Annotated in this window: 21 protein-coding genes and 5 pseudogenes; 17 read left to right on the top strand and 9 right to left on the bottom strand. The window is 72.2% G+C overall.

Annotated elements, in window-relative coordinates:
* Position 1 precedes the first annotated feature (1 nt).
* Positions 2–544 (bottom strand): GNAT family N-acetyltransferase, encoded by a 543-nt coding sequence (locus WJ438_RS35120; protein WP_406728781.1) that lies wholly within the window; start codon positions 542–544, stop codon positions 2–4.
* A 93-nt stretch (positions 545–637) separates the two neighbouring features.
* On the opposite strand from WJ438_RS35120, the gene WJ438_RS35115 reads away from it, so the two are divergent.
* A complete protein-coding gene (locus WJ438_RS35115; RefSeq protein WP_406728780.1) occupies positions 638–1,039 on the top strand; it encodes a VOC family protein in 402 nt (133 codons plus the stop codon).
* Positions 1,040–1,070: 31 nt separating this feature from the next.
* On the opposite strand, the gene WJ438_RS35110 is transcribed toward WJ438_RS35115, so the two are convergent.
* Both WJ438_RS35110 and WJ438_RS35105 read right to left on the bottom strand, forming a co-directional pair.
* Entirely contained in the window at positions 1,071–1,562 is a 492-nt protein-coding gene (locus tag WJ438_RS35110; RefSeq protein WP_406728779.1) for a MarR family winged helix-turn-helix transcriptional regulator, read from the bottom strand.
* Positions 1,563–1,689: 127 nt separating this feature from the next.
* Positions 1,690–3,453 carry an FUSC family protein gene (locus WJ438_RS35105; protein WP_406728778.1) on the bottom strand — a complete coding sequence of 588 codons (1,764 nt, stop codon included), beginning with the start codon at positions 3,451–3,453 and terminating at the stop codon, positions 1,690–1,692.
* Between the two features lie 179 nt (positions 3,454–3,632).
* Between WJ438_RS35105 and WJ438_RS35100 the strand changes: the two genes are divergently transcribed.
* The 4 genes from WJ438_RS35100 (at position 3,633) to WJ438_RS35085 (ending at position 7,074) form a co-directional block, all read left to right on the top strand.
* Entirely contained in the window at positions 3,633–4,205 is a 573-nt protein-coding gene (locus tag WJ438_RS35100) for a DUF5134 domain-containing protein (protein ID WP_406728777.1), read from the top strand.
* Between the two features lie 101 nt (positions 4,206–4,306).
* Positions 4,307–5,242, top strand: coding sequence for a M56 family metallopeptidase (locus WJ438_RS35095; protein ID WP_406728776.1), 936 nt, complete (start codon positions 4,307–4,309; stop codon positions 5,240–5,242).
* 172 nt (positions 5,243–5,414) lie between these two features.
* Positions 5,415–6,035 carry a phosphatase PAP2 family protein gene (locus WJ438_RS35090; RefSeq protein WP_406729902.1) on the top strand — a complete coding sequence of 207 codons (621 nt, stop codon included), beginning with the start codon at positions 5,415–5,417 and terminating at the stop codon, positions 6,033–6,035.
* A gap of 271 nt (positions 6,036–6,306) precedes the next feature.
* A complete protein-coding gene (locus WJ438_RS35085) occupies positions 6,307–7,074 on the top strand; it encodes a TetR/AcrR family transcriptional regulator (protein ID WP_406728775.1) in 768 nt (255 codons plus the stop codon).
* On the opposite strand, the pseudogene WJ438_RS35080 reads toward WJ438_RS35085, so the two are convergent.
* Positions 7,062–7,289 (bottom strand): annotated as a pseudogene (locus WJ438_RS35080) (hypothetical protein); the annotation flags it as partial. The gene WJ438_RS35085 and the pseudogene WJ438_RS35080 sit on opposite strands and share 13 nt — an antisense overlap.
* Here WJ438_RS35080 and WJ438_RS35075 point away from each other — a divergent pair.
* Positions 7,286–7,702 (top strand): annotated as a pseudogene (locus WJ438_RS35075) (DUF305 domain-containing protein); the annotation flags it as partial. The pseudogenes WJ438_RS35080 and WJ438_RS35075 overlap by 4 nt on opposite strands.
* Positions 7,703–7,720: 18 nt before the next feature.
* Here WJ438_RS35075 and WJ438_RS35070 read toward each other — a convergent pair.
* Positions 7,721–8,187, bottom strand: a pseudogene (locus tag WJ438_RS35070) (DUF6214 family protein).
* A gap of 432 nt (positions 8,188–8,619) precedes the next feature.
* On the opposite strand from WJ438_RS35070, the pseudogene WJ438_RS35065 reads away from it, so the two are divergent.
* A pseudogene (locus tag WJ438_RS35065) lies at positions 8,620–9,424 on the top strand (pectate lyase).
* A 112-nt stretch (positions 9,425–9,536) separates the two neighbouring features.
* Here WJ438_RS35065 and WJ438_RS35060 read toward each other — a convergent pair.
* Complete coding sequence (locus WJ438_RS35060; protein WP_406728774.1) at positions 9,537–10,340, bottom strand: PaaX family transcriptional regulator C-terminal domain-containing protein; 804 nt, start codon at positions 10,338–10,340, stop codon at positions 9,537–9,539.
* Positions 10,341–10,558: 218 nt separating this feature from the next.
* On the opposite strand from WJ438_RS35060, the gene WJ438_RS35055 reads away from it, so the two are divergent.
* On the top strand, positions 10,559–12,178 hold the full coding sequence (locus tag WJ438_RS35055) for a DNA alkylation response protein (protein WP_406729901.1): 1,620 nt from the start codon (positions 10,559–10,561) through the stop codon (positions 12,176–12,178).
* 52 nt (positions 12,179–12,230) lie between these two features.
* On the top strand, positions 12,231–13,391 hold the full coding sequence (locus WJ438_RS35050) for a WD40/YVTN/BNR-like repeat-containing protein (protein WP_406728773.1): 1,161 nt from the start codon (positions 12,231–12,233) through the stop codon (positions 13,389–13,391).
* A 213-nt stretch (positions 13,392–13,604) separates the two neighbouring features.
* On the opposite strand, the gene WJ438_RS35045 is transcribed toward WJ438_RS35050, so the two are convergent.
* A complete protein-coding gene (locus WJ438_RS35045; protein ID WP_406728772.1) occupies positions 13,605–14,321 on the bottom strand; it encodes a uracil-DNA glycosylase in 717 nt (238 codons plus the stop codon).
* Positions 14,322–14,443: 122 nt separating this feature from the next.
* Here WJ438_RS35045 and WJ438_RS35040 point away from each other — a divergent pair, with 122 nt between their 5' ends.
* A complete protein-coding gene (locus WJ438_RS35040) occupies positions 14,444–15,493 on the top strand; it encodes an N-acetylglucosamine kinase (protein WP_406728771.1) in 1,050 nt (349 codons plus the stop codon).
* A gap of 84 nt (positions 15,494–15,577) precedes the next feature.
* Entirely contained in the window at positions 15,578–16,501 is a 924-nt protein-coding gene (locus WJ438_RS35035; protein ID WP_406728770.1) for a sirohydrochlorin chelatase, read from the top strand.
* Positions 16,502–16,595: 94 nt separating this feature from the next.
* On the opposite strand, the gene WJ438_RS35030 is transcribed toward WJ438_RS35035, so the two are convergent.
* A complete protein-coding gene (locus WJ438_RS35030; protein ID WP_406728769.1) occupies positions 16,596–17,663 on the bottom strand; it encodes a lactonase family protein in 1,068 nt (355 codons plus the stop codon).
* 281 nt (positions 17,664–17,944) lie between these two features.
* Between WJ438_RS35030 and WJ438_RS35025 the strand changes: the two genes are divergently transcribed.
* From WJ438_RS35025 to WJ438_RS35015, 3 genes are all read left to right on the top strand, one after another.
* On the top strand, positions 17,945–18,640 hold the full coding sequence (locus tag WJ438_RS35025) for an HAD family hydrolase (RefSeq protein ID WP_406728768.1): 696 nt from the start codon (positions 17,945–17,947) through the stop codon (positions 18,638–18,640).
* Positions 18,641–18,651: 11 nt separating this feature from the next.
* A complete protein-coding gene (locus tag WJ438_RS35020; RefSeq protein ID WP_406728767.1) occupies positions 18,652–19,053 on the top strand; it encodes a hypothetical protein in 402 nt (133 codons plus the stop codon).
* Between the two features lie 150 nt (positions 19,054–19,203).
* On the top strand, positions 19,204–19,953 hold the full coding sequence (locus tag WJ438_RS35015) for a DUF4142 domain-containing protein (protein ID WP_406728766.1): 750 nt from the start codon (positions 19,204–19,206) through the stop codon (positions 19,951–19,953).
* A 25-nt stretch (positions 19,954–19,978) separates the two neighbouring features.
* On the opposite strand, the gene WJ438_RS35010 is transcribed toward WJ438_RS35015, so the two are convergent.
* Positions 19,979–20,758 (bottom strand): LysR family substrate-binding domain-containing protein, encoded by a 780-nt coding sequence (locus WJ438_RS35010; protein WP_406728765.1) that lies wholly within the window; start codon positions 20,756–20,758, stop codon positions 19,979–19,981.
* Between the two features lie 71 nt (positions 20,759–20,829).
* On the opposite strand from WJ438_RS35010, the gene WJ438_RS35005 reads away from it, so the two are divergent.
* The 3 genes and pseudogenes from WJ438_RS35005 to WJ438_RS34995 all read left to right on the top strand — a co-directional run bounded on the left by WJ438_RS35005 (position 20,830) and on the right by WJ438_RS34995 (position 22,548).
* Positions 20,830–21,222 carry a DUF5997 family protein gene (locus tag WJ438_RS35005; protein WP_406728764.1) on the top strand — a complete coding sequence of 131 codons (393 nt, stop codon included), beginning with the start codon at positions 20,830–20,832 and terminating at the stop codon, positions 21,220–21,222.
* A 264-nt stretch (positions 21,223–21,486) separates the two neighbouring features.
* Positions 21,487–21,974, top strand: a pseudogene (locus WJ438_RS35000) (hypothetical protein).
* A 364-nt stretch (positions 21,975–22,338) separates the two neighbouring features.
* The gene (locus WJ438_RS34995; RefSeq protein ID WP_406728763.1) at positions 22,339–22,548 is read left to right on the top strand and encodes a hypothetical protein; all 210 of its coding nucleotides are present in this window, start codon (positions 22,339–22,341) and stop codon (positions 22,546–22,548) included.
* Positions 22,549–22,655: the final 107 nt, after the last annotated feature.

The raw sequence follows: 22,655 nt of genomic DNA, 5'->3' as shown, positions 1-22,655 counted from the left end.
GTCAGGCCAGTTCCTTGACCAGCAGCTCGAACCGCAGGTCGGCACGTTGCGGAATGCCGAACCGCTCGTCGCCGTACGGGAAGGGCGTCGTCCTTCCCGTACGGCGGTAGCCGCGCCGCTCGTACCAGGCGATCAGGTCCTCGCGCACCGAGATCACGGTCATGTGCATCTCATTCGCGCCCCAGGTCTCACGCACCAGCCGCTCCGCGTGCGCGATGATCGCCTTGCCGAGCCCGGCGCCCTGGAGCGCGGGACTGACCGCGAACATGCCGAAATAGGCGTGGTCGCCGCGGCGTTCGAGCTGGCAGCAGGCGACGATCCGGCCCTCGCGCTCCACCGTCAGCAGCCTGCTGTCCGGCGACTTGACGACCTCCCGCACCTCCTCGGGATCGGTCCGCTGCCCCTCGAGGATGTCCGCCTCGGTGGTCCACCCGGCCCGGCTGGAGTCACCCCGGTACGCCGACTCGATCAGCGCGACGAGAGCGTCCACATCGGCTTCGGCGGCGTCACGGAAGGTGAGTGCGCTCTCGGTGACGGTATCCATGGGGTGCTTCTCCGGTTTCTCGCTTGCCTCTTCATCGCTTTCCGGCGTGGCTCGGCCACGGGAGAGAGTAACCCGGCCACTACGCTCGGCCGCATGGTGCATGTACTCGGCAGCCGCGTCCTGCTGCGCCCCACCGATCCCGAGCGCTCCCGCGCCTTCTACGGCGAGCAGTTGGGCCTCGCCGTGTACCGCGAGTTCGGCACCGGCCTGGAGCGCGGCACCGTCTACTTCCTCGGCGGCGGCTTCCTGGAGCTGTCCGGCCGGTCCGACACCCCGGCGGCCCCGGCGGCCACGGCGGCGCGGTTGTGGCTCCAGGTCGCGGACGTGACGGCGGCCCACGAGGAGCTCCTGGACAAGGGCGTCGAGATCGTCCGGCCGCCGGTGCGGGAGCCCTGGGGCCTCATCGAGATGTGGACCGCCGACCCGGACGGCACTCCGATCGTCCTGGTGGAGACCCCGGCCGACCATCCGCTGCGGTACCGGCCGGGAATCTGAGGCCGGCGATCCGAGTCCGGGGCGTGGCGTGTCATGCCCGCACGGCGCCCAGGCGTCCTTCCAACTGTCCCAGCAGCCCGCCGAGCAGCGCCGCCAGCTCACCGAGTTCCGGCCCGTCCAGACCGGAGAGCACGGCGTTCTCGTAGACGAGCTGCGCGGGCATGATGCCGTCGACGACGTCCCGCCCGGCGTCGGTGAGGCGGACCCGGGCCATGCGGCGGTCACGCGGGTCGCCGCGGCGCTCCACCAGGCCGCGCCCGGTGAGCTGTTTGAGGCGTTTGGTGACGGCGGCGCCCGAGGAGAAGGTCTCGCGCGCCAGTTCGCCCGGAGTCAGTTCGTGCCCGGTGCGGCGCAACGCGCCGAGCAGGTCGAACTCGGAGCGGGTCAGTCCCGCCCGGCTCAGTGGTGCGTCCTCGGCCTGCTGGAGCAGGGCGGCACAGCGGTTGATGCGCCCGATGACCTCCATGGGTCCGGTGTCGAGGCCGGGGTACACGGCCCGCCACTGCCGGACCACCGCGGCCACGGTGTCGCCGTCGGTCGCCGGAAGCCCCGCGCCGGACGAGTTCCCCGCGCCGGCCGGGAGTCCCCGTCGGCAGGAAGTCCTGCCTCGGCCTGAAGTCCTGCGTCGGCCGGGGGCCGTTCGGTCGCCGTCATGGCCGTATGTCCTTCGTGTTCGTGCCCGGATCGGTGACCGGGTTCATGTCCGTGCCGGGGTTCATGTCCGTGCCGGGGTTCGGGTCCCCGCCAGGGTCGGTCAGCAACCCCTGGCGTCGTACCGTCGCCGCGAGCGTACGGTGCCCCTCCTGCTCGGCGAGCACGACATGCTCCTGCGGCAGCGTGCGAAGCCACCATTCGCCCGCGGCCGCGTCGGCGGCGGCTCGCAGGTCGACGAGGGCGGCGGCCAGGCGGCGCCGAGCGGTCTCCAGGGCGGTGGGGTCGGCCTGCGGGTCGGCCAGGAGCCGGTCCGCGTGTTCGCGCCGGAGGCCGGCTGTGGTGAGCGCCGTCGCGACGCGGTTGCCCGCCCGCCGGTTGGTGACCACCAGAGCGGCGGCGAAGCCGACCAGCGCGCCGACCAGGGTGTCCGCCACACGGTCGGTGACCAGGGAGCCGGTGTCCTGATAACCGGGGAACTCGGTGACGAGCAGGGCCAGCGGGGTGACGCAGACGCTGCCGAGCCAGTAGTTGCGGCCGATGAGCGCCTCGGCGCCGAAGTTGAAGACGAGGCAGCACAGGACGAGGGCGAGCGGTCCGAGGTTGGCGATCGGGGCGACGGCCGCGAAGATCAGCACGCCGATGAGGTTGCCGACGACCCGCTGCACGGTCCGGCTCCAGGTGAGGGTGATATTGGCCTGGTAGAGCGCGGCGGCAGTGGTCAGGGCCCAGTAGGGCCGCCCGACCCCGAGGGCGAGGGAGGCGTATCCGGCAAGGCCGCAACCGAGGGCGGTGCGCACGGCGACAGGGGTGAGCGGTCCCAGCCGGGACCACAGGGAGCGGTGGGGGACGGCGCGCTCGGCGGCCACACCGAGGAGTTCGTCGGCCCCCGAGCGGGGATCGTCGGCGCCCGGGATACGCCCCGCGCCGCGCAGCTCACGGGCCTGGGCGCGCAGCCGCGCGGGGTCGGCCTCCGCCGGCGCGGCGAGCGCGATCTCGGCGCGAATGACCAACCGTTCGAGGGCCCGGCGGGTGGCGACGGAGCGGGGCCCGGTGAGGAGCAGACACTGCCAGGCGGCCTGCACGGCGGCGTAGGCGGCGGCACGGGCCCGTGTGTGGCCGTCGCCGGTACCGCCGGTCTCGGCGTACGCGGCGGTGGCGTTCAGGGCGTCGGCGGTGGCGCGGCGCTCGGGGCCGTGCGGCCGGACCAGTGCGGGTGCCATGCCGACCAGCCAGGACCAGACGCCGGCCAGCGCGGCCAGGGCGACGTGGCCGGGGACCTGTCCGAGGGTCTGGGGGACGAACAACGAGGCGGAGCTGACGAAGGTGAGGATCACGTTGCCGGGCGGGCCGATGCGCGTGACGTCGCACAACACCTTCTGCACGGCGGCCATGACGGCGCCGACGGCGACCAGGCTCACCGCGTTGCTGGTGAGCGAGGCCGCGACCAGGGCCACGGCGAGACCGGCGACCATGCCGATCACCACTCCCGCGAGGGCCTTGGCGCGGGCGGCATACGGGCGGTTGTGGGCGTAGAGGGCGCACAGGGAACCGGCCATGGTGTAGGCGGCGAGATCCAGTCGGCCGAGGGCAACCAGAATCAGGTTGGGCGGTGCGACCGCGGCCACCGCGCTGAAGGCGGGCTTGAACCAGATGTTGGAGGGCCGTCCGACGCGCAGTACGTCGACCAGCGGGAAGCGCCGGGGCTTGGGCTTCGGCGTGGGGGCGGGGTTCGGGCCGGGATGGGGGGTCGCACTGCTCATGACGTATAACGCTACCAGGTCTTTTACTCGTAAAGCATCTCCGTGACCTGCGGTGCTCCCCCGAATGCTCCCCTATGTACCCCTGTGCGCTCGCGTGCACGCCTTCGAGCGGGGGCATGCTTTGACCGACTGTGGAGGGGTCCATCCGTCCGGCGAGGAAGGCCCCGGGGGAGGCTCGCGTGCACGGACCGGAGGCCTCCGGCTGGCTGCTGGTCGCGCTCTGCGCGGCGACCGGCGCCTACTGTCTGCTGCGGATGCGCAGCAGTGTCGAGGAGCAGCGCCGTGCCGCGGGCGGTGAGGCGCTGATGGGTTTCGGCATGGCCGTGATGGCCGTACCGGCGGCGGTGTTCACCCCGCCCTCGTGGGCGTGGCCCGCTTGGGCGGTGGTGTTCGGCGCGGCCGCGCTGCACGCCCTGTGGGCGGAACGCGCGAGTTCCCGCCATCTGCACCATCCGGTGGGCGCCGGGTCCATGGCCTACATGGCGGTGGCGATGGCCGTCTCCCCCGGCCAAGGGCACGGGCACGGCGGCGCGGGCATACCCGTGCTGACCGGGATCCTGCTGCTGTACTTCGCCGGATACGTGCTGGTGACGGGCGTACGGCTGGTGCCGGTGGCCGCCGTGCCGGGGCGCCTGGCGACCACCGGTGCGGGGTCCTCCGGGGCTTCGGGCTGGGGTGACCGGCCCGAGCTGGCGCGGGCGTGCCGGCTGGCCATGGGGATCGCGATGGTGGCGATGCTGCTCACGATGTGAGGCGGGGCGGGCGGCCGCGGGCCGATGGGCGGGACCGTTGCCTGCGTCACTTTGCCCGGTGGGCCGTACCCGGGAGTGGTCCGCGCTCATAGGCTGGCCGCATGATGCTCCCCGCGGCACTGCTGCTGCTCGGCGTCCTGACCGCCGTCGTCGGTCCCAGGCTGCTCGCGCGGGCCGACTGGCCGGACCGTGAGCCGGTGGTGGCGCTGTGGGTGTGGCAGTGTGTGATCGCGGCCGTGCTGCTGTGCTGTGCCCTGTCGATGACGTTCAGCGCGGCGGCCGCCTCGCGGGCGGTCGGCGGTCCGGTGTTCGCGACGGCACCGAGCGGGGTCGTGGAGGCGTACACCCTCGGCACGGCTGGCCCTCTGGCCGCGACCACCGCGGTCGCGCTGGCGTGCGGTGGGCTGTGGAGCGCGGCGATGCTGGTCCGCGAGGTCGTACGGGCCCGTGCCCGGCGGCGGACCCGGCAGGACGAACTCCTGGTGCGGGCGCCGCTGCTGCCCGGCGAGGAGCCCGACTCGGACCGGCTGGTGGTCCTGGAGGGTGAGCGCCCCGATGCGTGGTGGCTTCCCGGCTCCCCGCCCCGGCTGGTCGTCACCACTGCGGCGTTGCGCCGGCTGAAGGGCCGCCAGTTGGACGCCGTCCTCGCGCACGAGCGGGGGCACGCGCGGGCCCGGCACGACTGGCTGCTGCACTGCTCCGCCGCGCTGGCGGACGGGTTCGCACGGGTACCCGTGTTCGCCGCGTTCCGCGAGGAGATGCACCGGCTGGTCGAGCTCGCCGCCGACGACACGGCCTCCCGCCGCTTCGGCCGGCTGACCACCGCCCTCGCCCTGGTCGAGCTCAACGAGCACCGCGGGGTGTTCGGCCCCTGCCCGGCCTCCCAGGGCCAGGTCCGGGCCCGGGTGCACCGGCTGCTGACTCCCCCGGACCGGCTCACGGCGGGGCGCCGGCTGCGGCTGACGGCCGTGGCCTCACTGGTTCCGGTGGTCCCGGTCCTGGTGGCGTTCGTACCGGGGCTGCGGGCGCTGGGGTAGAACCGCCCGGAGGAATGCGCTGAGAGCCCTTTCCACTCCATGCTTTCGGGCGATCAAGGCGTCGGGGTTGGCTCCGGACCCCGGCGGTCGGCAAGGATCGCTTCATGCACTCCCTCCACACCCTTCCCCCAACGCCGAATCGCCGTCCCGTCCGCCGGAGCACCGGCGCCGCCTGGCCGCCCTGTCCATCGGTGTGGCCGCCCTGTGCTCGGTACTGCTGCTGCTCCTGGTCGGCGCCGAGTGGCGTCCGCTGGTCGGCGTGGACGGCGACCTCGCCCGTACCACGCACCGCTGGGCGGTCGACGAACCGGGGCTGACGCAGACGGCCCGCGTCCTGACGAACTGGGTCTGGGACCCGTGGACCATGCGCCTGCTGGCCGGGGCGGTCGCACTGCTGCTGGTGTTCCGGTACGCGGCCCGCTGGACCGCGGTGTGGCTGGTGGTGACCTGCGCCGTGGGGACGGTGCTGCAGCAGGTCCTGAAGGCGGCGGTGGGCCGCGCCCGCCCGGTGTGGCCGAACCCGGTCGACTCGGCCCACTACGCGGCCTTCCCGTCGGGCCACGCCATGACCGCCACCGTTGTCTGCGGTCTCCTGCTGTGGCTCCTGCACCGGCACGGCGTGAGCCGGGCCGTGTGGGTAGGGGCCGTGACCGTGGCGGCGCTCTCGGTGGGCGGCGTCGGCCTCACCCGCGTCTGGCTCGGCGTCCACTGGGCGACGGACGTGCTCGGGGGCTGGCTCTTCGGCGCCCTGGTCGTGGCCGTGGCGGTGCGCGCCCACCAGCGGCACCCGTGAGACCGCACGAACCGCGTCTCCCGGAGATCTCCCGCGGGACCTCCGTGACCACTTCTCGGTGCGGGCCCGGCGGAACGCGCGAGGCCCGGACGCACCGGGCGGCCTGGCGGCAGCCGCAGGGCCGGGATGGCGGCGCCTCGTCCGTGCCGCTCTCCTCGGGCGATCCCCCGCGTCGCCCGAGGAGGACGACAGCCCGGAGTGGACCCACCAGGGTCCTGACCGGACGCGTTGAGTATAGTTGGCTGGCAGCCAGTCAACGCAGGAGTCCAGCATGTCCCCGCGCAGCCCCTCGGTCAATGAAGAATTGCGGAGACGTTCGAAGGAACGGCTTCTGCAGGCTGCCGTCGAAGTGGTGAGCGAGCGCGGATACGAGGCGACGACGCTCGGCGACATCGCCGACCGCGCGGGGTCCGCGCGGGGTCTGGTGTCTTACTACTTCCCGGGAAAGCGCCATCTGGTGCAGTCCGCGGTGCACCGGCTGATGCACCGGACGCTGGAGGAGGCACTGGAGCGCGAACCGCGCACCGACGACGGGCAGGAGCGGATGGCGCGGGCCATCGACGCGATCCTGGGCCTGGCCCACGACCGTCCCATACTGATGCGCCAGCACATGGCCGGGCTGCTGCAGGCCGAGGGCTTCCTGCCCTGTCCCGAACAGCGGCGTCTGGCCGAACTGCTCAGCGACACCGTCGCCCGGCACGGCTCCAGCGAGGTCGACAGCGACTACCCGATGCTGCGCGCCCTGCTGATGGGCGCCGTGTTCTCGGCCCTGATGCCGGGTGCGCCGATGCCCGTCGCGGCTCTGCGCGCGGAGTTGTTCAAGCGCTACCGGCTCGACTGGGAGCTGGGTGTCCCGCCGGGCACCGAGGTGCCCGGCGGGACGGGTGCGACGGAGACGGACGGAACGGGCCGGACGGACGCAGCCGGCGGGGCGGGCGCGCCGAACCGGACGGATGTGTCGCGGTTCTTCGCGACCGAGCCGGTGCCGGAGTCTTCGGCGCCGGCCCGTCGGCCCGAGCCGGACGCTCAGTCGAAGTAGTCCGGCTGCGTCTGCGTGTTGAGCTCACGCAGTTGGACCCGGCGGGCCGGGTCGGTGCGCCGGTCGTCGATGCTCAGGACGTCGAGGCCCTTGGCGAGGTCGTTCGAGTAGACGTAGCCGTTGTAGTAGTACGCCGACCAGGAGCCGCCGGTGACGATCCGGTCGGTGGCCAGCGGACCCCGCTCGAAGTAGGCGATCTCCTTCGGCTTCGATGATCGAGCACCACTCCCAGGCCCTGGAGATGACCGAACTCGTCCCGGATCGCGCCGAGTCGCCGAAGATCGTCAAGCTGGCCGAGCGGATCGCGGCCGCTCAGCAGCCGGAGATCAAGGCGATGGAGGGCTGGCTGGCGACGCACAAGAAGACCAAAAAAGCCGACGAGCACGGCCACGACCATGCGGCGATGCCCGGGATGGCGACCCCGGCTCAGCTCGAGAACCTGCGCGCGGCCGGGGGACAGGCCTTCGACCAGCTCTTCCTCACATTGATGATCACCCATCACGAGGGGACGATCACCATGGCCACGGACGTGAAGGCACAGGGCAACAACATCCAGATCGAGGAGATGGCCGACGACGTGGTCGCCCAGCAGACGAGCGAGATCACGCGGATGCGCGACCTCTTGTGACGCCCGCGTCAGTGCCGTTCATCGCCGGGTGTGACGCGGGGTCAGCAGGCCCGCATCACGCGCCCGGCCGATGACCCGCAACGCCCCACGCCTGCTGTATCCGGTCGCGCACATCACGGCGAGGACCGGGTCGGCACCCTCCTCCTGGGCCGCGCGGTACTCCTGCGCCACGAAACGCCTCCCCACGGGCCCTTGCAGTCCGACCACGCGGCGCTGCCGCTCCCCGTGCCGGACGGGGCACCGGCGGCGGGTCCGTCCTCGGCGCCGCAGGCCCGCGCCAGCGGCCCCTCGATCCAGTCGGCGAACAGCGCCAGGTCCTCCAGCGACAGCGCGGGCCGGGCCCGTACGTCCTCGACGCAGACGCTGTGCCCGGACACCATCGCGAGCGCCTCGACCCCGGCTCCGTCCGCGAAGGTCAGCCGCACATCGAACCAGCGCGTCGCGTGCTCCCCTTCGCGCACCTCCCAGGCAGGCCACACGGACACGGCACCGTCCGCCGGAGAACGATCGGAAAGATGAAGAAAAGACTCCTCAAGCACGCTCGCAACGTAACCACGTGATCACTTTCCCTACGAACGAACACGCACCCCGACCGGCGGACGGCACCCTGTCAGCGGAGCGGGTGCCGCTCCGGCCGCACGGCCGAGGAGGTGGCGCCCCCTGCCCACTCCGGCTCCACCCCTGCCGACCGCAGCGCGCGAGGCGGGCTCGAGGGCAGCACTCTCCACGTGGACTGGCCTCTCCAAAGAGAACGCGCTCACTACTGATGCAGATGGTTGAATACCCGCCATACGAGACGTTGATCAGAAAACGCCATCCCTCTATGTTCCGCTCAGCGACGCGCACCTCGCGCACCCAGGACACCTCCGCACCCCCACGTCGCCGACACCCCCACTCGCGCCAGAAGGAACCGGAACATGACTTCTGTGACCACACCGCGCACCCACGGGCGGGCGCTGACCGGCGCACTGGCCACCCCCGGGCTCTCGGTTGGCATGCCCATGACAGCAGGCGCCTCCCCGGCCGGCGCCGCCACCTGGCCGACCCCCAACGGCAGCGAGGGCGTCTCCTCCACCATCTCGGTGTCCGGCACCAAGGACTACGGGATGAAGCACCTCTACGGCACCGGCGACCTGGGCTCCGGCAGCCAGGACGAGGACCAGGGCCCGATCCTGGAACTGGCGGACGACGCGGTCCCGAAGAACGTCGTCCTCGGCGCCCCGGCGGCCGACGGCGTCCACTGCAAGGGCTCCTGCACGCTGCAGAACGTGTGGTGGGAGGACGTCGGCGAGGACGCGGCGACCTTCAAGGGCAAGTCGTCGTCAGCTGTCTACAACGTCAGCGGCGGCGGGGCGAAGGAAGCCAGCGACAAGGTGTTCCAGTCCAACGGCGCTGGAACGCTGAACGTGTCGAACTTCGCGGTCAAGAACTTCGGCACCTTCGTGCGCTCCTGCGGCAACTGCTCCACGCAGTACAAGCGCACGATCAACCTCAACACGATCGAGGTGAACTGGAAGGGCGGCAGAATCGCCGGGCTCAACACCAACTACGGCGACAGCGTGACCCTGCGGGACATCACGATCGTCGGGGACAGCAGCAAGAAGATCATCCCCTGCCAGAAGTACATCGGCAACGACATCGGCAAGGAGCCCAGCACCAACGTGCTCGAACGCCGACGGCACATACTGCAAGTACGGGTCGTCCGACATCACCTACAGGTAGCCTTCCCCGTCGTACGGCCCCCCACGGTGAGGCGGCGGCCGTACGGAGCGCCCCGCGCGGTGCCCCGTACGGCCGCCGGCCCGCGTCTCACCCACCGCCTGCCCCGTCCGCGCTACCTCCGCCCGCCCGGCCCGCTGTTTCCGCTGGGCCCGCTGGTCCCGCCCACGCTCGCACGGATCTCGCCGATGAGTTCACGCCGGTAGTCGGTGTATGCGGCCCGCAGCGCGTGACCCGGCCAGTCGGCGGGGAGGAGGGCCGGAGGCAGGACGGGATCGGCGAGCAAGTGGCGTACGACGGCCGCGAAGGCGGTGAGCCGGTCGGCGGGGCGGTCGGCGCCACCGATGTGCGCGAGGAGCGCGCGGGCCGTGCCCGCCCAGGCGTCCAGCGGCCACAGACTCCCGGCCAGGTCGGCGCCGGGCCTGTCGGGGCGAGCCGTGTAGTGCTGGGTCACCTGGTCGAGCTCCGCGGGCAGCGGGCGGTCCAGGTTGGCCGGCCGGAGCCACACGCCCTCGCGGAGTTCGGCGAGCCGGAGGGCGGCCAGCCGGGTGCGCAGGTCCGCGCGCTCGGCGGGACCGCGCCCCGTCGCGGTGATCACCACCATCTCCCAGTCACCGTCCCACGCGCGCGTGCTCGGCCGTACGGCCTCGTCCTGGCGCGTCTGGCGGTCGAGCAGCCGGTCACTGAGGCGGTAGCCGGCGCCGGTTTCGGTGCGCAGCAGATCACCGGCGGCCACCATCCGGCTGAGGGCGGCCCGCAGCGTGGATCCACCGACACCGAAGCCCTCCACGAGCCTCCCCAGTTCCCGCGCCGGAAGCTGTGGCGGGTGCGTCCCGAGCAGCAGGCTCAGCACAACCGACCGCGCGGACAGGGGACGCAGTCGCAGGTCACCGGTTCGCTCCGGGTCGTTCATCCGCATGAATCCGTACTGTACGGCGCGCTTCTCGCCCTGCGGCGTCCTGCCGGATGGCGCGTGTTGCATCATTGCTGCAATCGTAGAAATAATGCAACACTCGGCGTATGGCCACGACAATCGCGCACGAGCAGCATGGCGGGCACAAGCAGCACGGCGGACTCGCCGCCTCGCCTGAGGGACATGCGGCACAGGAGGCATCCGCGGCACACCGCGGGTACGCCATGCACGACGTCCCGAACCAGCCCACTCCCCTGGCCCCCTACGACGCGTCCGACGACACCGCCCTCCTGGAGGGGGTGCGGCGCGAGGGCGCCGGTTGGGCGGAGGAGGATCTGCGGCGGCTCGGCCGGCTGGCCGGCAGTGCTCAGGTGCAGGAGTGGAGCGAACAGGCCAACCGTCACGAGCCGGAACTGCGCACGCACGACCGGTACGGGAACCGGATCGACGAGGTCGAGTTCCATCCGAGCTGGCACCACCTGATGCGCACGGCCGTCGCCGAAGGGCTGGCCGGCGCGCCCTGGGCGGACGACCGGCCCGGCGCCCATGTCGCGCGCACCGCCGGCGGACTCGTATGGGGGCACACGGACGCGGGGCACGGCTGTCCGACCTCCATGACGTACGCGGCGGTGCCCGCCCTGCGTCGGCAGCCGGAGCTGGCGCGGGTGTACGAGCCGTTGCTGACCAGCCGGGAGTACGAGCCGGGCCTGCGGGTGCCGGGCGAGAAGCGCGGGCTGCTGGCCGGCATGGGGATGACGGAGAAGCAGGGCGGTTCCGACGTCCGGACCAACACCACGAAGGCGGCGCCGACCGCGGAGCCCGGCGTGTACACGCTGCACGGACACAAGTGGTTCACGTCGGCACCGATGTGCGACCTGTTCCTGGTGCTGGCGCAGGCTCCGGGGGGCCTGTCGTGCTTCCTGCTGCCGCGCGTGCTGCCGGACGGCACGCGCAACACGTTCCGTATCCAGCGGCTGAAGGACAAGCTGGGCAACCGGTCCAACGCGTCCTCCGAGCCGGAGTTCGACGGGACCGTCGCCTGGCTGGTCGGCCCGGAGGGGCAGGGCGTGAAGACCATCATCGAGATGGTCAACTGCACCCGGCTGGACTGCGTGATGATGTCGGCGGCGCTGATGCGCAAGACGCTCGTCGAGGCGGGGCACCATGTGCGTCACCGCAGTGCCTTCGGGGCCCGGCTGATCGACCAGCCGCTGATGCGCAACGTGCTGGCCGATCTCGCCCTGGAGTCGGAGGCCGCGACAGCGCTGACCCTGCGACTCGCCGGGGCGGCCGACCGCGCGGTGCGCGGGGACGCGCAGGAGGCCGCGTTCCGCCGCATCGCGACCGCCGTCGGCAAGTACTGGGTCACCAAAAGGGGCCCGGCCTTCACCGCCGAGGCCCTGGAGTGCCTGGGCGGCAACGGCTACGTCGAGGAGTCGGGCATGCCCCGGCACTACCGCGAGGCCCCGCTGCTGTCGATCTGGGAGGGCTCGGGCAACGTCAACGCCCTGGATGTGCTGCGGGCGCTGGGCCGGGACACGGCCACGGCGCAGGCCCTTTTCGCCGAACTCGCGCTCACCCGGGGGGCGGACGCCCGGCTGGACGCGGCCGTGAGCCGACTCGAGGGCCGTCTGGCGGCGGGCTCGCAGGCGGGAGCCCGCCGACTGGTGGAGCAGCTGGCCCTGGTCCTCCAGGGCTCCCTCCTCGTCCGGCACGCCCCGCCCGCGGTCGCCGACGCCTTCTGTGCGACGCGGCTCGGCGGTGACTGGGGGCACGCGTTCGGCACGCTGCCCGACGGGGCCGACCTCGGCTCGATCGTGGACCGCGCGCTTCCGGCCATGTAGGCCGCCGCACCGGCCCGACCTGCGGCGGCGCCTGATCCAAAGGTGACTGTCAGTGGTGGGGTGCAGACTGGCCGGTGTCTGGAACGGATGCGTCGACGAGGGCGTCGACGACGTCGCGGAGGTGATCGGCATGACCGAGGTACTGCTCGCCGTGGGCACCCGCAAAGGCCTGTTCGTCGGGCGCCGACGGGGTGGCACCTGGGAGTTCGACGACAGCCCCTACTTCAACGCTCAGGCGGTGTACTCGATCGCCGTCGACACCCGTGGCGCGGTCCCGAGGCTGCTGGTCGGCGGGGACAGCGCGCACTGGGGTCCGTCCGTGTTCCACTCCGACGACCTGGGCCGCACCTGGACCGAACCAGCGCGGCCCGCCGTCAAGTTCCCCAAGGACACGGGGGTGTCGCTGGAGCGGGTCTGGCAGCTTCATCCGGCCGCGGCGGAGCCGGACGTGGTGTACGCGGGCACGGAACCGGCCGCGCTCTACCGCTCGGAGGACCGCGGGGAGACCTTCGATCTGGTCCGTCCGCTGTGGGAGCATCCGACCCGTTCCAAGTGGGTGCCGGGCGGTGGCGGCGAGGGGCTGCACACCGTGCTGACCGACGAGCGGGATCCGCGTGCGGTGACGGTGGCCGTGTCCACGGCGGGCGTGTTCCGCACCCTCGACGGCGGCACCAGCTGGGACCCGTCCAACTCCGGTGTCTCCGCGGTGTTCCTGCCGGATCCGAACCCGGAGTTCGGACAGTGCGTGCACAAGGTCGCCCGGGACGCGGTGACACCGGACCGGCTGTATCTGCAGAACCACTGGGGCGTGTACCGCAGCGACGACGCGGGCGCGCGGTGGACGGACATCGGCGAGGGTCTGCCGTCGACGTTCGGCTTCGCGGTGGTGGCGCATCCGCACCGAGGTGACACGGCGTACGTGTTCCCGATCAACGCCGACTCCGACCGTGTCCCGGCCGACCGGCGCTGCCGCGTCTTCCGTACCACGGACGCGGGCAGGAACTGGGAGCCGCTCACCGCGGGCCTGCCGCAGGGAGACCATTACGGCACGGTGCTGCGCGACGCGATGTGCCACGACGGCGCCAACCCCGCGGGCGTGTACTTCGGCAACCGTAATGGTGAGGTGTACGCGTCGGCCGACGACGGCGACAGCTGGCAACAGCTCGCGGCGCATCTGCCGGACGTGTTGTGCGTGCGGGCCGCGGTGGTCTGAGGGGCCTGAGGACCTGAGACATCTGAGGCCCCGCAGTCCGGACCGGTCAGGCCCGGACTGCGGGACTCGGGTCGTTGGGGTTGTCCTCGACCACCTTCTCGTCGCGCATCGCCGTTCTCGTGACCCTGGACCGGCATGCATCGGCGTCTCCCGACGCGCCGTGGCGGGGACGGGCGGGTGCCGGCTGGGTCCTGGCGGGTTCGGGAACCCGCGTCAACGGTCCTGCTGAACCGCCGCGTCCGTCTCGTGGGACGACGGCAGCCGCCAGTCGACGGGGGCGGCACCCTGCCGGACCAGGAAGTCGTTGGCCCGGCTGAACGGGCGCGAGCCGAAGAAACCCCGGTCCGCCGACATCGGCGAGGGATGCGCCGACTCGATGGCGGGATAGTCCCCGAGCAGCGGACGCAGATTGCGCGCGTCCCGGCCCCACAGGATCGACACCAACGGCCCGCCCCGCGCGGCAAGGGCGCGGATCGCCTGTTCCGTGACTTCCTCCCAGCCCTTGCCCCGGTGAGCGGCCGGCTTGCGCGGGGCGGTGGTGAGCGCCCTGTTGAGCAGCAGGACCCCCTGCTCGGTCCACGGGGTCAGATCGCCGTTGGCGGGCCTGGGCAGGCCCAGGTCCGCGTTCAGTTCCCGGTAGATGTTCTCCAGGCTGCCCGGCAGCGACCGCACGTCCGGCGAGACCGCGAAACTCAGGCCGATCGCCATTCCCGGTGTGGGGTACGGATCCTGACCGAGGATCAGAACGCGTACGTCGTCGAAGGGTTGTTGGAACGCCCGCAGCACGTTCGCTCCCGCCGGGAGGTACGTCCGGCCGGCCGCCACCTCGGCGCGCAGGAAGTCCCCCATGGCCGCAACGCGTCCGGCCACCGGTTCCAGGGCCTTCGCCCAGCCGGGCTCAACAAGTTCATGCAAGGGTCGTGGTGCCACACCGGATCACTCTAGTGGTTCACCCCGACACCCCGTACCGAGCGGTCCGGCCCCTACTCCGGCAAGGCATCCGGGCGCTAGTGTTCCTCTCCGTCGAGGTCGTCGGGGAGGAGGGGAGCACATTGTCTCCGTCCGCCGGGCCCGGATTCGTCGCCGTGGATTCCGGGGGCTCCGGGCTGCGTGTCGTCGTCGGTGCCGCCGGGCGCGGTCCGCTCGCTCGGGGCGCTTCCGGTGAACCGGTGCGGACGGGCGCCCGGGGGATCGACCCGGGGCATCTGATGGGGCAACTCGTGCCCATGGCACGGGGGCTGGCCGCCGAGGCCGGAATCGGGCGGCTGGACACGGCGGCCGTCGGTGCGGCAGGGCTGGCCAGCCTCGGGGACGCGCTGCGTGCCGAACTGCCGGGGGCGCTGGCCCGCGAGCTGGGCGTACGGCGCGTGGCACTGGCCGCCGACGCCGTCACCGCCTACGTCGGCGCCCTGGGGCCCCGGCCGGGTGCCGTGGTCGCCGCCGGTACGGGTCTGATCGCCGTCGGCACCGATCTGGCCGGGTGGCGCCGGGCGGACGGCTGGGGGCATCTGCTCGGCGACTGCGGTGGCGGCGCGTGGATCGGGCGGGCAGGCCTGGAGGCGGCGCTGCGCGCCCACGACGGACGGGACGGCGGCTCCGGACGGCTGCTGGAGTGCGCCGAGGAGATGTTCGGCCCGGCGACGGCACTGCCGGGCCACCTGTATCCGCGCACCGACCGGCCGGCCGTCCTCGCCTCCTTCGCACCCCGGGTGGCGGAGTGCGCCGACGATGACGCCGTCGCCGCGGACATCCTGCGGGCGGCCGCCCGGCACATGGCCGACTCGGCGGCGGCCGTCTGCCCGGAGGCGGGTTCGGGCGGGGGTGCCGACGCGGGGCCGGGTTCGGTCGAGCCGCTGGTGGCGCTCACCGGTGGCCTGTTCCACATGGGCGACCCGCTTCTCGTACCCCTGGACGAGGAACTGGCGAAACGGCTGCCGAGGGCTCGGCGGGTGGCGGCCGAGGGCGATCCGCTGCACGGGGCGGTGCGTATCGCCACCGACCTCGCGGCCGGTTCGTTCACCCTTCCGGGTGACGAGAAGATGCTGTGGGTGACGAGTCCGGCAGGTGGAGGGGGCATCGATGCACCCGATGTCGGCACATAACACATCAGACATATCCGGAGGGATGTCACGCAGACGCACCCTCCCCGAACAGAGGAGCCCAGGAAACCACTAACATTCCGCTCCATGAGCACCCCCACTGGGCCCGCGTCCGGCCTGCCAGTACGAATGCCGCGCCCCCGCCAGCCCGGACGGCACCGCCGCCCCGAGCCGCTGGTGGCTCCCGAGGGCGCGCCCGCGCTCGTCCTCGCCGTGCCGGGTACTCCGAGCAGCGCCACCCGATCCCTCGCGGACGAGGTCGTGAGCATCGCCCGCTCCGAGCTCCCCGGCCTGGACGCCCGGATCGGTTACCTCGACGGAGACGACGAGGAGTTTCCCACGCTGCAGGCGGTGCTCGCGCACGCCGCCGAGGAGCGGACCGCCGGCTTCGAGCAGGCTCGTGCCGCCGGCCTGGACGTCAAGGAGCCGGACGGCCCCGTCGCCGTCGTCGTGCCGCTGCTCGCCGGCCCGGACAGCGCGCTGCTGCGCCAGGTCCGTCAGGCCGTGATGGACAGCCGCGTCGCCGCCGAGCTGACCGATGTGCTCGGTCCGCACCCGCTGCTCGCGGAGGCGCTGCACGTGCGGCTGTCCGAGGCAGGTCTGGCCCGCGCCGACCGTGCCAGGCTGTTCACCGTGGCGACCGCCGCGGACGGCATCATCCTCGCCTCCGTGGGCGGTGACGAGGCCGTGCAGGCGGCCGGGATCACCGGCATGCTGCTCGCCGCGCGTCTCGCCGTGCCGGTGATGGCGGCGGCCCTGGACGAGGAGGGGTCGATCGCGTCGGTGGCCGAGCAGTTGCGCGACTCCGGTTCGCAGCAGCTGGCTCTCGCGCCGTACCTGATCGGTCCCGAGATCGACGCGAGCCTGGTCGAGGAGGCCGCGAAGGAGGTCGGCTGCTCCGCCGCCGAGGCGCTGGGCCCCTACCCGGCGATCGGAAAGCTCGCCCTTGCCAAGTACACGTCCGCGCTGGGCATCACCCCGCAGCAGGCGCAGAGCACCCCGGCGCACTGACCGGGGCGGCTCATCCGCTCGTACGACGCCGAACCGGCCCGCTCCGACCATCGGAGCGGGCCGGTTCGGCCTGGGCCCGCCGGGGTGGCGGCTCTCAGCCGACGACCACGCAGGACGCCGCCGGTACCGGGATCGCACCGCCGCGCCGGGGTACTCCCGTGTCCGGGTCGACCGCGAACCAGGTCACGTCCCCGGAGCGCTCGTTCGCGACGTACAGGAAGCCGTGGGACTCGGTGAGCGCGCGGGGCCAGTGACCGCCGCAGGGCACGGTGGCGATCAGCCGCAGCCCGGCCATCCCGTACTCCTGTCCCCCGACCGCGAGGACCGACAGCACGTCCTCGCCGCGGGTCGCGGTCCATACGAAGCGTCCGTCGGGCGAGACGGCGACGCCCGACGGGTAGGCGTCGCCCGCCGGGGTGCCGGGCAGGACCGGGATCTCGGTGAGCGGTCGGAGCACGCCCTCGGCGGCGTCCCAGCGGCAGGCGACCAGGGTGGGGCTGAGCTCGTTGAGGACGTACGCGCGTGTGCCGTCCGGATGGAAGGCCAGGTGACGGGGGCCGGAGCCGGGGCGCAGCGCGACCTCGCGGTGCTGCACGGGAGCACCGTCGGCCAGGGTGTACACCCGCACCGAGTCCGTGCCGAGGTCGACGCCGACCGCCCAGCGGCCGCTCGGGTCGGGCAGTACCTGGTGGGCGTGCGGCCTCTGCTGGCGCTGCGGGTGGGGACCCGAACCGGTGTGCCGGAACACTCCGGAGGCAGACCGCACCAGGTCGCCGTCGGCGCGGACGGGGACGGCGGTGACGCTGCCGGAGCCGTAGTTGGCGGTGAGGACGTGTCCGGCGAAGACGCAGAGGTGGGTCGGCCCGTTCGCATGGACCGGCACCGGAGGGCCGGCCTCGGGTACGTCCCCGTCCTCCGCACCGGCACCGGCACCGGCACCGGACACCCGATACGCGGCCACGGCCCCTTCGGCCGTCTCGCTGACCGCGTAGAGCGTCCGTCCGTCGGGCGAGAGCGCCAGGTAGGAGGGGTCGGGCAGATCGTTCAGGGTGCCCAGGACGGTCAGTGCTCCGCCGTCGGGGGCGAGAGAGGCGGTGACGAGGCCTGGGCCTCCCGCCGCCGTGAACGATCCGATGAACGCCCGCCGCCTGCCGTCCGTCACGTCTGATCCCCTCTGGCTCCCCGCCGTCCGCAACTGATCCCCCTGCCGGTCTCCGCCGGTTTCGTACCGACCGGAGTGACGCTAGCAGCCAATCCCTTCAGGTCTAGACCAAAAGCCTCGGTTCGCCTACTCAGGCACCGCACGCGGCACTCTCCAGGCCCGTCTCGACCGGATGGAAAGCGAGGGATGCTCACCGGCCGTTTCCCCCTGATGAGGTCGGATCGGCCGGACGGCTCGGGCGTAGCTCCTGGCGTCCTGGACGCCTTGGCATCCTGGGCCCCATGAGTACTCTCGACACACTCTCGGTCGTCTTCGACCTCGACGGCACACTCGTGGACAGCGAGCCGAACTACTACGAGGCGGGCCGGCTGACCCTCGCCGAGTACGGCGTGCCGGACTTCTCCTGGACGGAGCACGAGCGCTACGTCGGGATCAGCACCCGGGAGACGATCGCCGACTGGCGGGAGCGGTACCGGCTGCGGGCCCCGGTGGAGGAGCTGCTGAGCGTCAAGAACCGTCACTACCTCGGGCTGGCCCGTGCCTCCACGCGCGCGTACCCCGAGATGCGCGCATTCGTCGAACTGCTGGCGGCCGACGGCGTTCCGATGGCCGTGGCCTCCGGCTCCTCGCCCGAGGCGATCGAGGCGATCCTGACCGGCACGGGCCTGGACTCGTATCTGCCCCTCGCCGTCTCGGCCGAGGAGGTCGCGCACGGCAAGCCCGCTCCGGACGTCTTCCTGGAGGCGGCCCGCCGACTCGGCGCGGACCCGGCCGACTGCGTGGTGCTGGAGGATGCCGTCCCGGGCGCAGCGGCCGCGCACGCCGCGGGCATGCGCTGCATCGCGATCCCGTATGTCGCGGCGCAGGCCGACGCCCCGGAGTTCGCCACCGCCGGGCTGCTGCTGCGGGGCGGCCAGCGGGAGTTCACGGCACGGACCGCGTACGACTGGCTGACGCGTTCGGCTCGACCGGCCTGACGCCCGGCCATGTGCGGGACTACCCGCCCGGGCAGGGCAGCACGCTGACCATCGGCGGCCGCGCCTCGTTCGCCCTGCTGCTGCGCGTGCCGTCCTGGGCGACCGAAGGATTCCGGGCGACCGTCAACGGGCATGCGGCGTCAGGCACTCCGGCCCCCGGCGCCTGCTTCCGGTGCTCGGAGCCGCATCTGATCTTCGGCACTCCCGGCTCCGGCGCCTCCTCTCCCTCCCGGAGTGGCGACGGCGTCACCCCGCTGGACGAGATCTGGACGAGAGTGCCCTTCGGCAACAAGAAATCCCTGGTCACACGGGTGCGGACCGTCGTGGCCGCCTGGGTGTCGGCCGGCCTGCCGAGCGGGACGGATAACGACAAGGTGGCCCGTACCGCACAGAACGCCTTGTACGAGGCCTGAGTTCACAAGCCGGGGCGCCCGGTGTCGCACGACCGCACCGGTTGTCGTCACCGGGCGCCGGCGGCAGAAGATTTCTTCCGAGACAGTGATTGTTTCGTCACTTCCCTCCGTACTCCCTGGCGTTGGGCTGTTGATACACCAGGAGGCACGATGCGCATCTCGCGCAGCACGGCAGGAACCGCGTTCGTGGGCGGAGCCATGGTTCTCACCCTCTCCGCGCTCGCCTACCCCACCATGCTGGGCGTGCAGAACACATCGACCACCCAGGACCGGGTCGTCGCCAACACGCAGTACGGGCAACTGACCGAGGCCGACCGCGACTTCGTGGTGAAGGTGCGCGCCGCCGGCCTGTGGGAGCACCCCCTGGGCCTGCTGGCGATGGAGCGGGGTACGACGCCGGAAGTGAAGGAGGCGGGCGAGCACCTGGTCGTCGGGCACGGACGGCTCGACGAGAGCTGCCGCAAGATCTCCCTCGAACTGGGCATCACTCTGCCCAACCAGGCCTCGCCCCAGCAGGAACAGTTCGTGGAAACCATCAAGGCCACCACCGACAAGGAGTTCGACACCACGGCCGTGAACATCATGAGGGTGACGCACGGCCAGATCTTCTCGGTGATCGCCAAGGTCCGGGCCAACACCAGGAACACCCTGGTGCGGCAGCTGGCGGACCAGGCCAACGACACCGTGCTCGACCACATCACGGTGCTGGAGAAGACCGGACTGGTCAATCACGAGCAGGTCAACTTCCAGCAGACGAGCCCGCCCAAGATGCCCCGGGAGCAGGTGACGCCGCCGGCCCCGCAGGCGGGCGCCCCGGTGCTGGTGCTCGAGATCCCCGAGGAGCTGAAGGACCTCAACACGGTCTCCCCGGCGCCGACACCTGCTCCGACGGTGAAGTAGGCGCCCCGCGACCCGGGTGGCAACGTCAGGACCCGCGGCGGGGTTTGCCCCGGCGCGGGTTCTTCGGTGTGCCGCCGGTGCCCTTCCGCCGCCCGCGGCCGGCCCTGCCCGCCGCCTGCTGCCGCCGGGCACCGCCCTTCTCGGCGGCCCGCCTGGGCTTCTCCTGCTTCTCCTGCGCGGAAGGCCGGGGCTGGGTGCGGCCCCGGGTGCTGTTGACGGTCCGGCCGCGGACGATCCCGATGAAGTCCTCCACCAGGTCGGTGGTCGCGGCCTCGGGCCACGCCAGCGCCACACCCGACTCGGGGGCTTCCTTGAGCGGCCGGTGGGTGAGGTCCTTGCGGTGGTGCAGCCGCGCCAGGGACAGCGGCACGACGAGCACACCGATCCCGGCCGCGACGAGCGCGACGGCGTCGGCGGTGGTCGCGGGCCGTTCGAGGGCGGGCCTCCCGGGCAGGGTCTCCCACATGAGGACGTCGTCGAGGGGGTGCAGCACGATCTCGTCGGCCAGGTCCTCCGGAGCCACCTCGTCGACCGCCGTCACGAGGTGGTCCTTGGGAACCACGACGACCGTCCGCTCGGTGTAGAGGGGAATCGCGCTGAGCACCTGCCGGTCGACGGGCAGCCGGACGAGGCCCGCGTCGGCGTCCCCGTTCAGCAGCAGGTCACCCGCCTCCGCGGCGGGCACCTGGGTGAGGGTCAGCGGGACACCGGGCAGTCGCTCGTTCCAGACGCGCACCCACTTGCCGGGCATCACCCCGGGTGCGTACACGAGCCGGAACGATGGGGACACATCCGAGCCTGTCACCTGGCCAGGCTACCGGCCTCGTCCACCGGTCATGGTCAGCGGTCGCGCACACGGTCGATACCCTGGACACCATGACGTCGCACCAGAGCACCCAGACGATGAAGCCCGCGACCGCGGCGAAGAAGCTGGGTGTGTACCTCGAGGCCACTCCCGCCGAATTCCGGGAGGGTGTCGTCTCACGCGCCGAGCTGAACGCGCTCCAGGCGGACCCGCCCCAGTGGCTGCGGGACCTGCGGCGCGACGGCCCACACCCCCGCCCGGTGGTCGCGGCCAGGCTGGGCATCTCCATCGCGGGTCTCGCCCGCGGCGGAATCACCGAGCCCCTCACCACGGAGCAGATCAAGGCTCTCCGGGAGGAGCGCCCCGAGTGGCTGGAGCGCGAGCGGGCCACGCAGGCGGAGGTCCGCAAGGAAGCAGAGCGCATCCAGCAGCGAAACGAGGAGCGCGCGAAGCGCAACGACTGATCGGCTGGTACCCCCACCCCCACCGCGCCCTTACTCACCACCGAACACCCCCGAACGGGCTTTCCCTTCGGGGGTGTTCTCGTACGCACGCGACCCCGCGTGACGCGATACCGACGGAACGTGAGCCTGCACCACCTCTTCCGGCGCATAGAAATATCTACGACCATGGCTGCACGCCGGGTCGGCGCGCGGACGACCGTGCGGCCGTCGGCCCGTGACCAGCACGCGCCCGCAGCGGCGCAGCCGACCATGCCCGGGGGGGACATGCAGAGCGCCAGATGGAAACAAGCCGTCGAATGGCTGGCCGCGGCGGCCAGGGATCCCCGGGAGTGCAAACGGGAGTGGGACCACGGCACGGGGACCGCGCTGCTCGCGGCAGGCCGGTACTGGGACGTGCTGAGCGTCCCCGACCGGCTCGGACTGCTCGCTCTGGACCTCCTGTGGAGCGATCCGCTGAAGGTGCCCGGACCCACACTGGTGGACGTCACGGCACGCAGAGTCGGGTTCTTCCTGCCGCCCGACCCGGCCGGCGAGTGGATCGGGTTCGGTGTGCGGTACGTCGGCCGTGGCTCCTGGGTGGCGGTGCCTCCGCCGTACCGGCCCACCGGCCGACTTGAATGGCTCGTCCCCCGGACGGCACCGGCACCCTGCACTCCCCCACCACCCTCGAACAGGCCCTGCGCACAGCCACCGGCACCCTCGCCGTCCTGACCCCGACCGGCACGGAACCGGCGGAGCCGGGCGGCTGGTGAGGTCGTCACCGAGGTGATCGCCGAGGGAGTCCCTGCAGCCGGGCCAGGTATTTCTCAACCAACCGCGCTGTCACCGGACAGGCATCACGTCAACGTCCGCAGCGGGCGACCTCCGCCCAGACCGTTTTCGTGTACGCGTCCCGCACTTCACGACCCGCCGTTCGGCATACGCCGCTACGAGCAGCAGCCCGTCCCGACAGGGCCTCGGGCGACGCCGGTCCGGTCGCTGGAGCGCGGAGAAAACGCTCCGGGCGGGTGTACCTCGACGCGGACGGCGTCGCGCTCGGGCAGGAGGAGCACCGTCAGCCGGAAGTCCCGGCCGAAGACACTTCCCTGGGTAATGGCGTAGGGCGCCGACTCGGCCGTGACGAAGGGAACGGCTCGGGAGATCTCGCTGTCGTACGGGATGCCCCAGCCTGCGAGCTGCCCGGTGAGATGGCGTGCGAGGTGGGCGCCGCGTCTGGTGCTCCTGTGCTGCCCCTGCTTCTTCCAGGACTTCGCCTCGTCGGAGGCCGAGGCGGTCAGCCACTTCTCGCACGACCCGATGGTGGTGGCGAGCTGTCACGGACTGTGACGCGTCAGCAGCGGGAGCACCTGTTGGAGTGCTCAACGATGCGCAACGTAGAGCTCCGGCCCCTTGCTCTCCTGTGCGACCCCGACGTCCCGCTGCTGGACGAGCCC

This window comes from Streptomyces sp. GD-15H, from assembly GCF_045291515.1.
Lineage (GTDB): Bacteria > Actinomycetota > Actinomycetes > Streptomycetales > Streptomycetaceae > Streptomyces.
Note: the sequence above shows the minus strand (reverse complement) of the source record. Positions and strands in the feature narration are given on the sequence as shown.

Coding starts and splice junctions, on each gene's coding strand:
- WJ438_RS35120 (WP_406728781.1), bottom strand. CDS start 544: ATGGATACCGTCACCGAGAGCGCACTCACCTTCCGTGACGCCGCCGAA.
- WJ438_RS35115 (WP_406728780.1), top strand. CDS start 638: ATGGTGCATGTACTCGGCAGCCGCGTCCTGCTGCGCCCCACCGATCCC.
- WJ438_RS35105 (WP_406728778.1), bottom strand. CDS start 3,453: ATGAGCAGTGCGACCCCCCATCCCGGCCCGAACCCCGCCCCCACGCCG.
- WJ438_RS35095 (WP_406728776.1), top strand. CDS start 4,307: ATGATGCTCCCCGCGGCACTGCTGCTGCTCGGCGTCCTGACCGCCGTC.
- WJ438_RS35085 (WP_406728775.1), top strand. CDS start 6,307: ATGTCCCCGCGCAGCCCCTCGGTCAATGAAGAATTGCGGAGACGTTCG.
- WJ438_RS35060 (WP_406728774.1), bottom strand. CDS start 10,340: ATGCGGATGAACGACCCGGAGCGAACCGGTGACCTGCGACTGCGTCCC.
- WJ438_RS35055 (WP_406729901.1), top strand. CDS start 10,559: ATGCACGACGTCCCGAACCAGCCCACTCCCCTGGCCCCCTACGACGCG.
- WJ438_RS35035 (WP_406728770.1), top strand. CDS start 15,578: ATGAGCACCCCCACTGGGCCCGCGTCCGGCCTGCCAGTACGAATGCCG.
- WJ438_RS35025 (WP_406728768.1), top strand. CDS start 17,945: ATGAGTACTCTCGACACACTCTCGGTCGTCTTCGACCTCGACGGCACA.
- WJ438_RS35015 (WP_406728766.1), top strand. CDS start 19,204: ATGCGCATCTCGCGCAGCACGGCAGGAACCGCGTTCGTGGGCGGAGCC.
- WJ438_RS35005 (WP_406728764.1), top strand. CDS start 20,830: ATGACGTCGCACCAGAGCACCCAGACGATGAAGCCCGCGACCGCGGCG.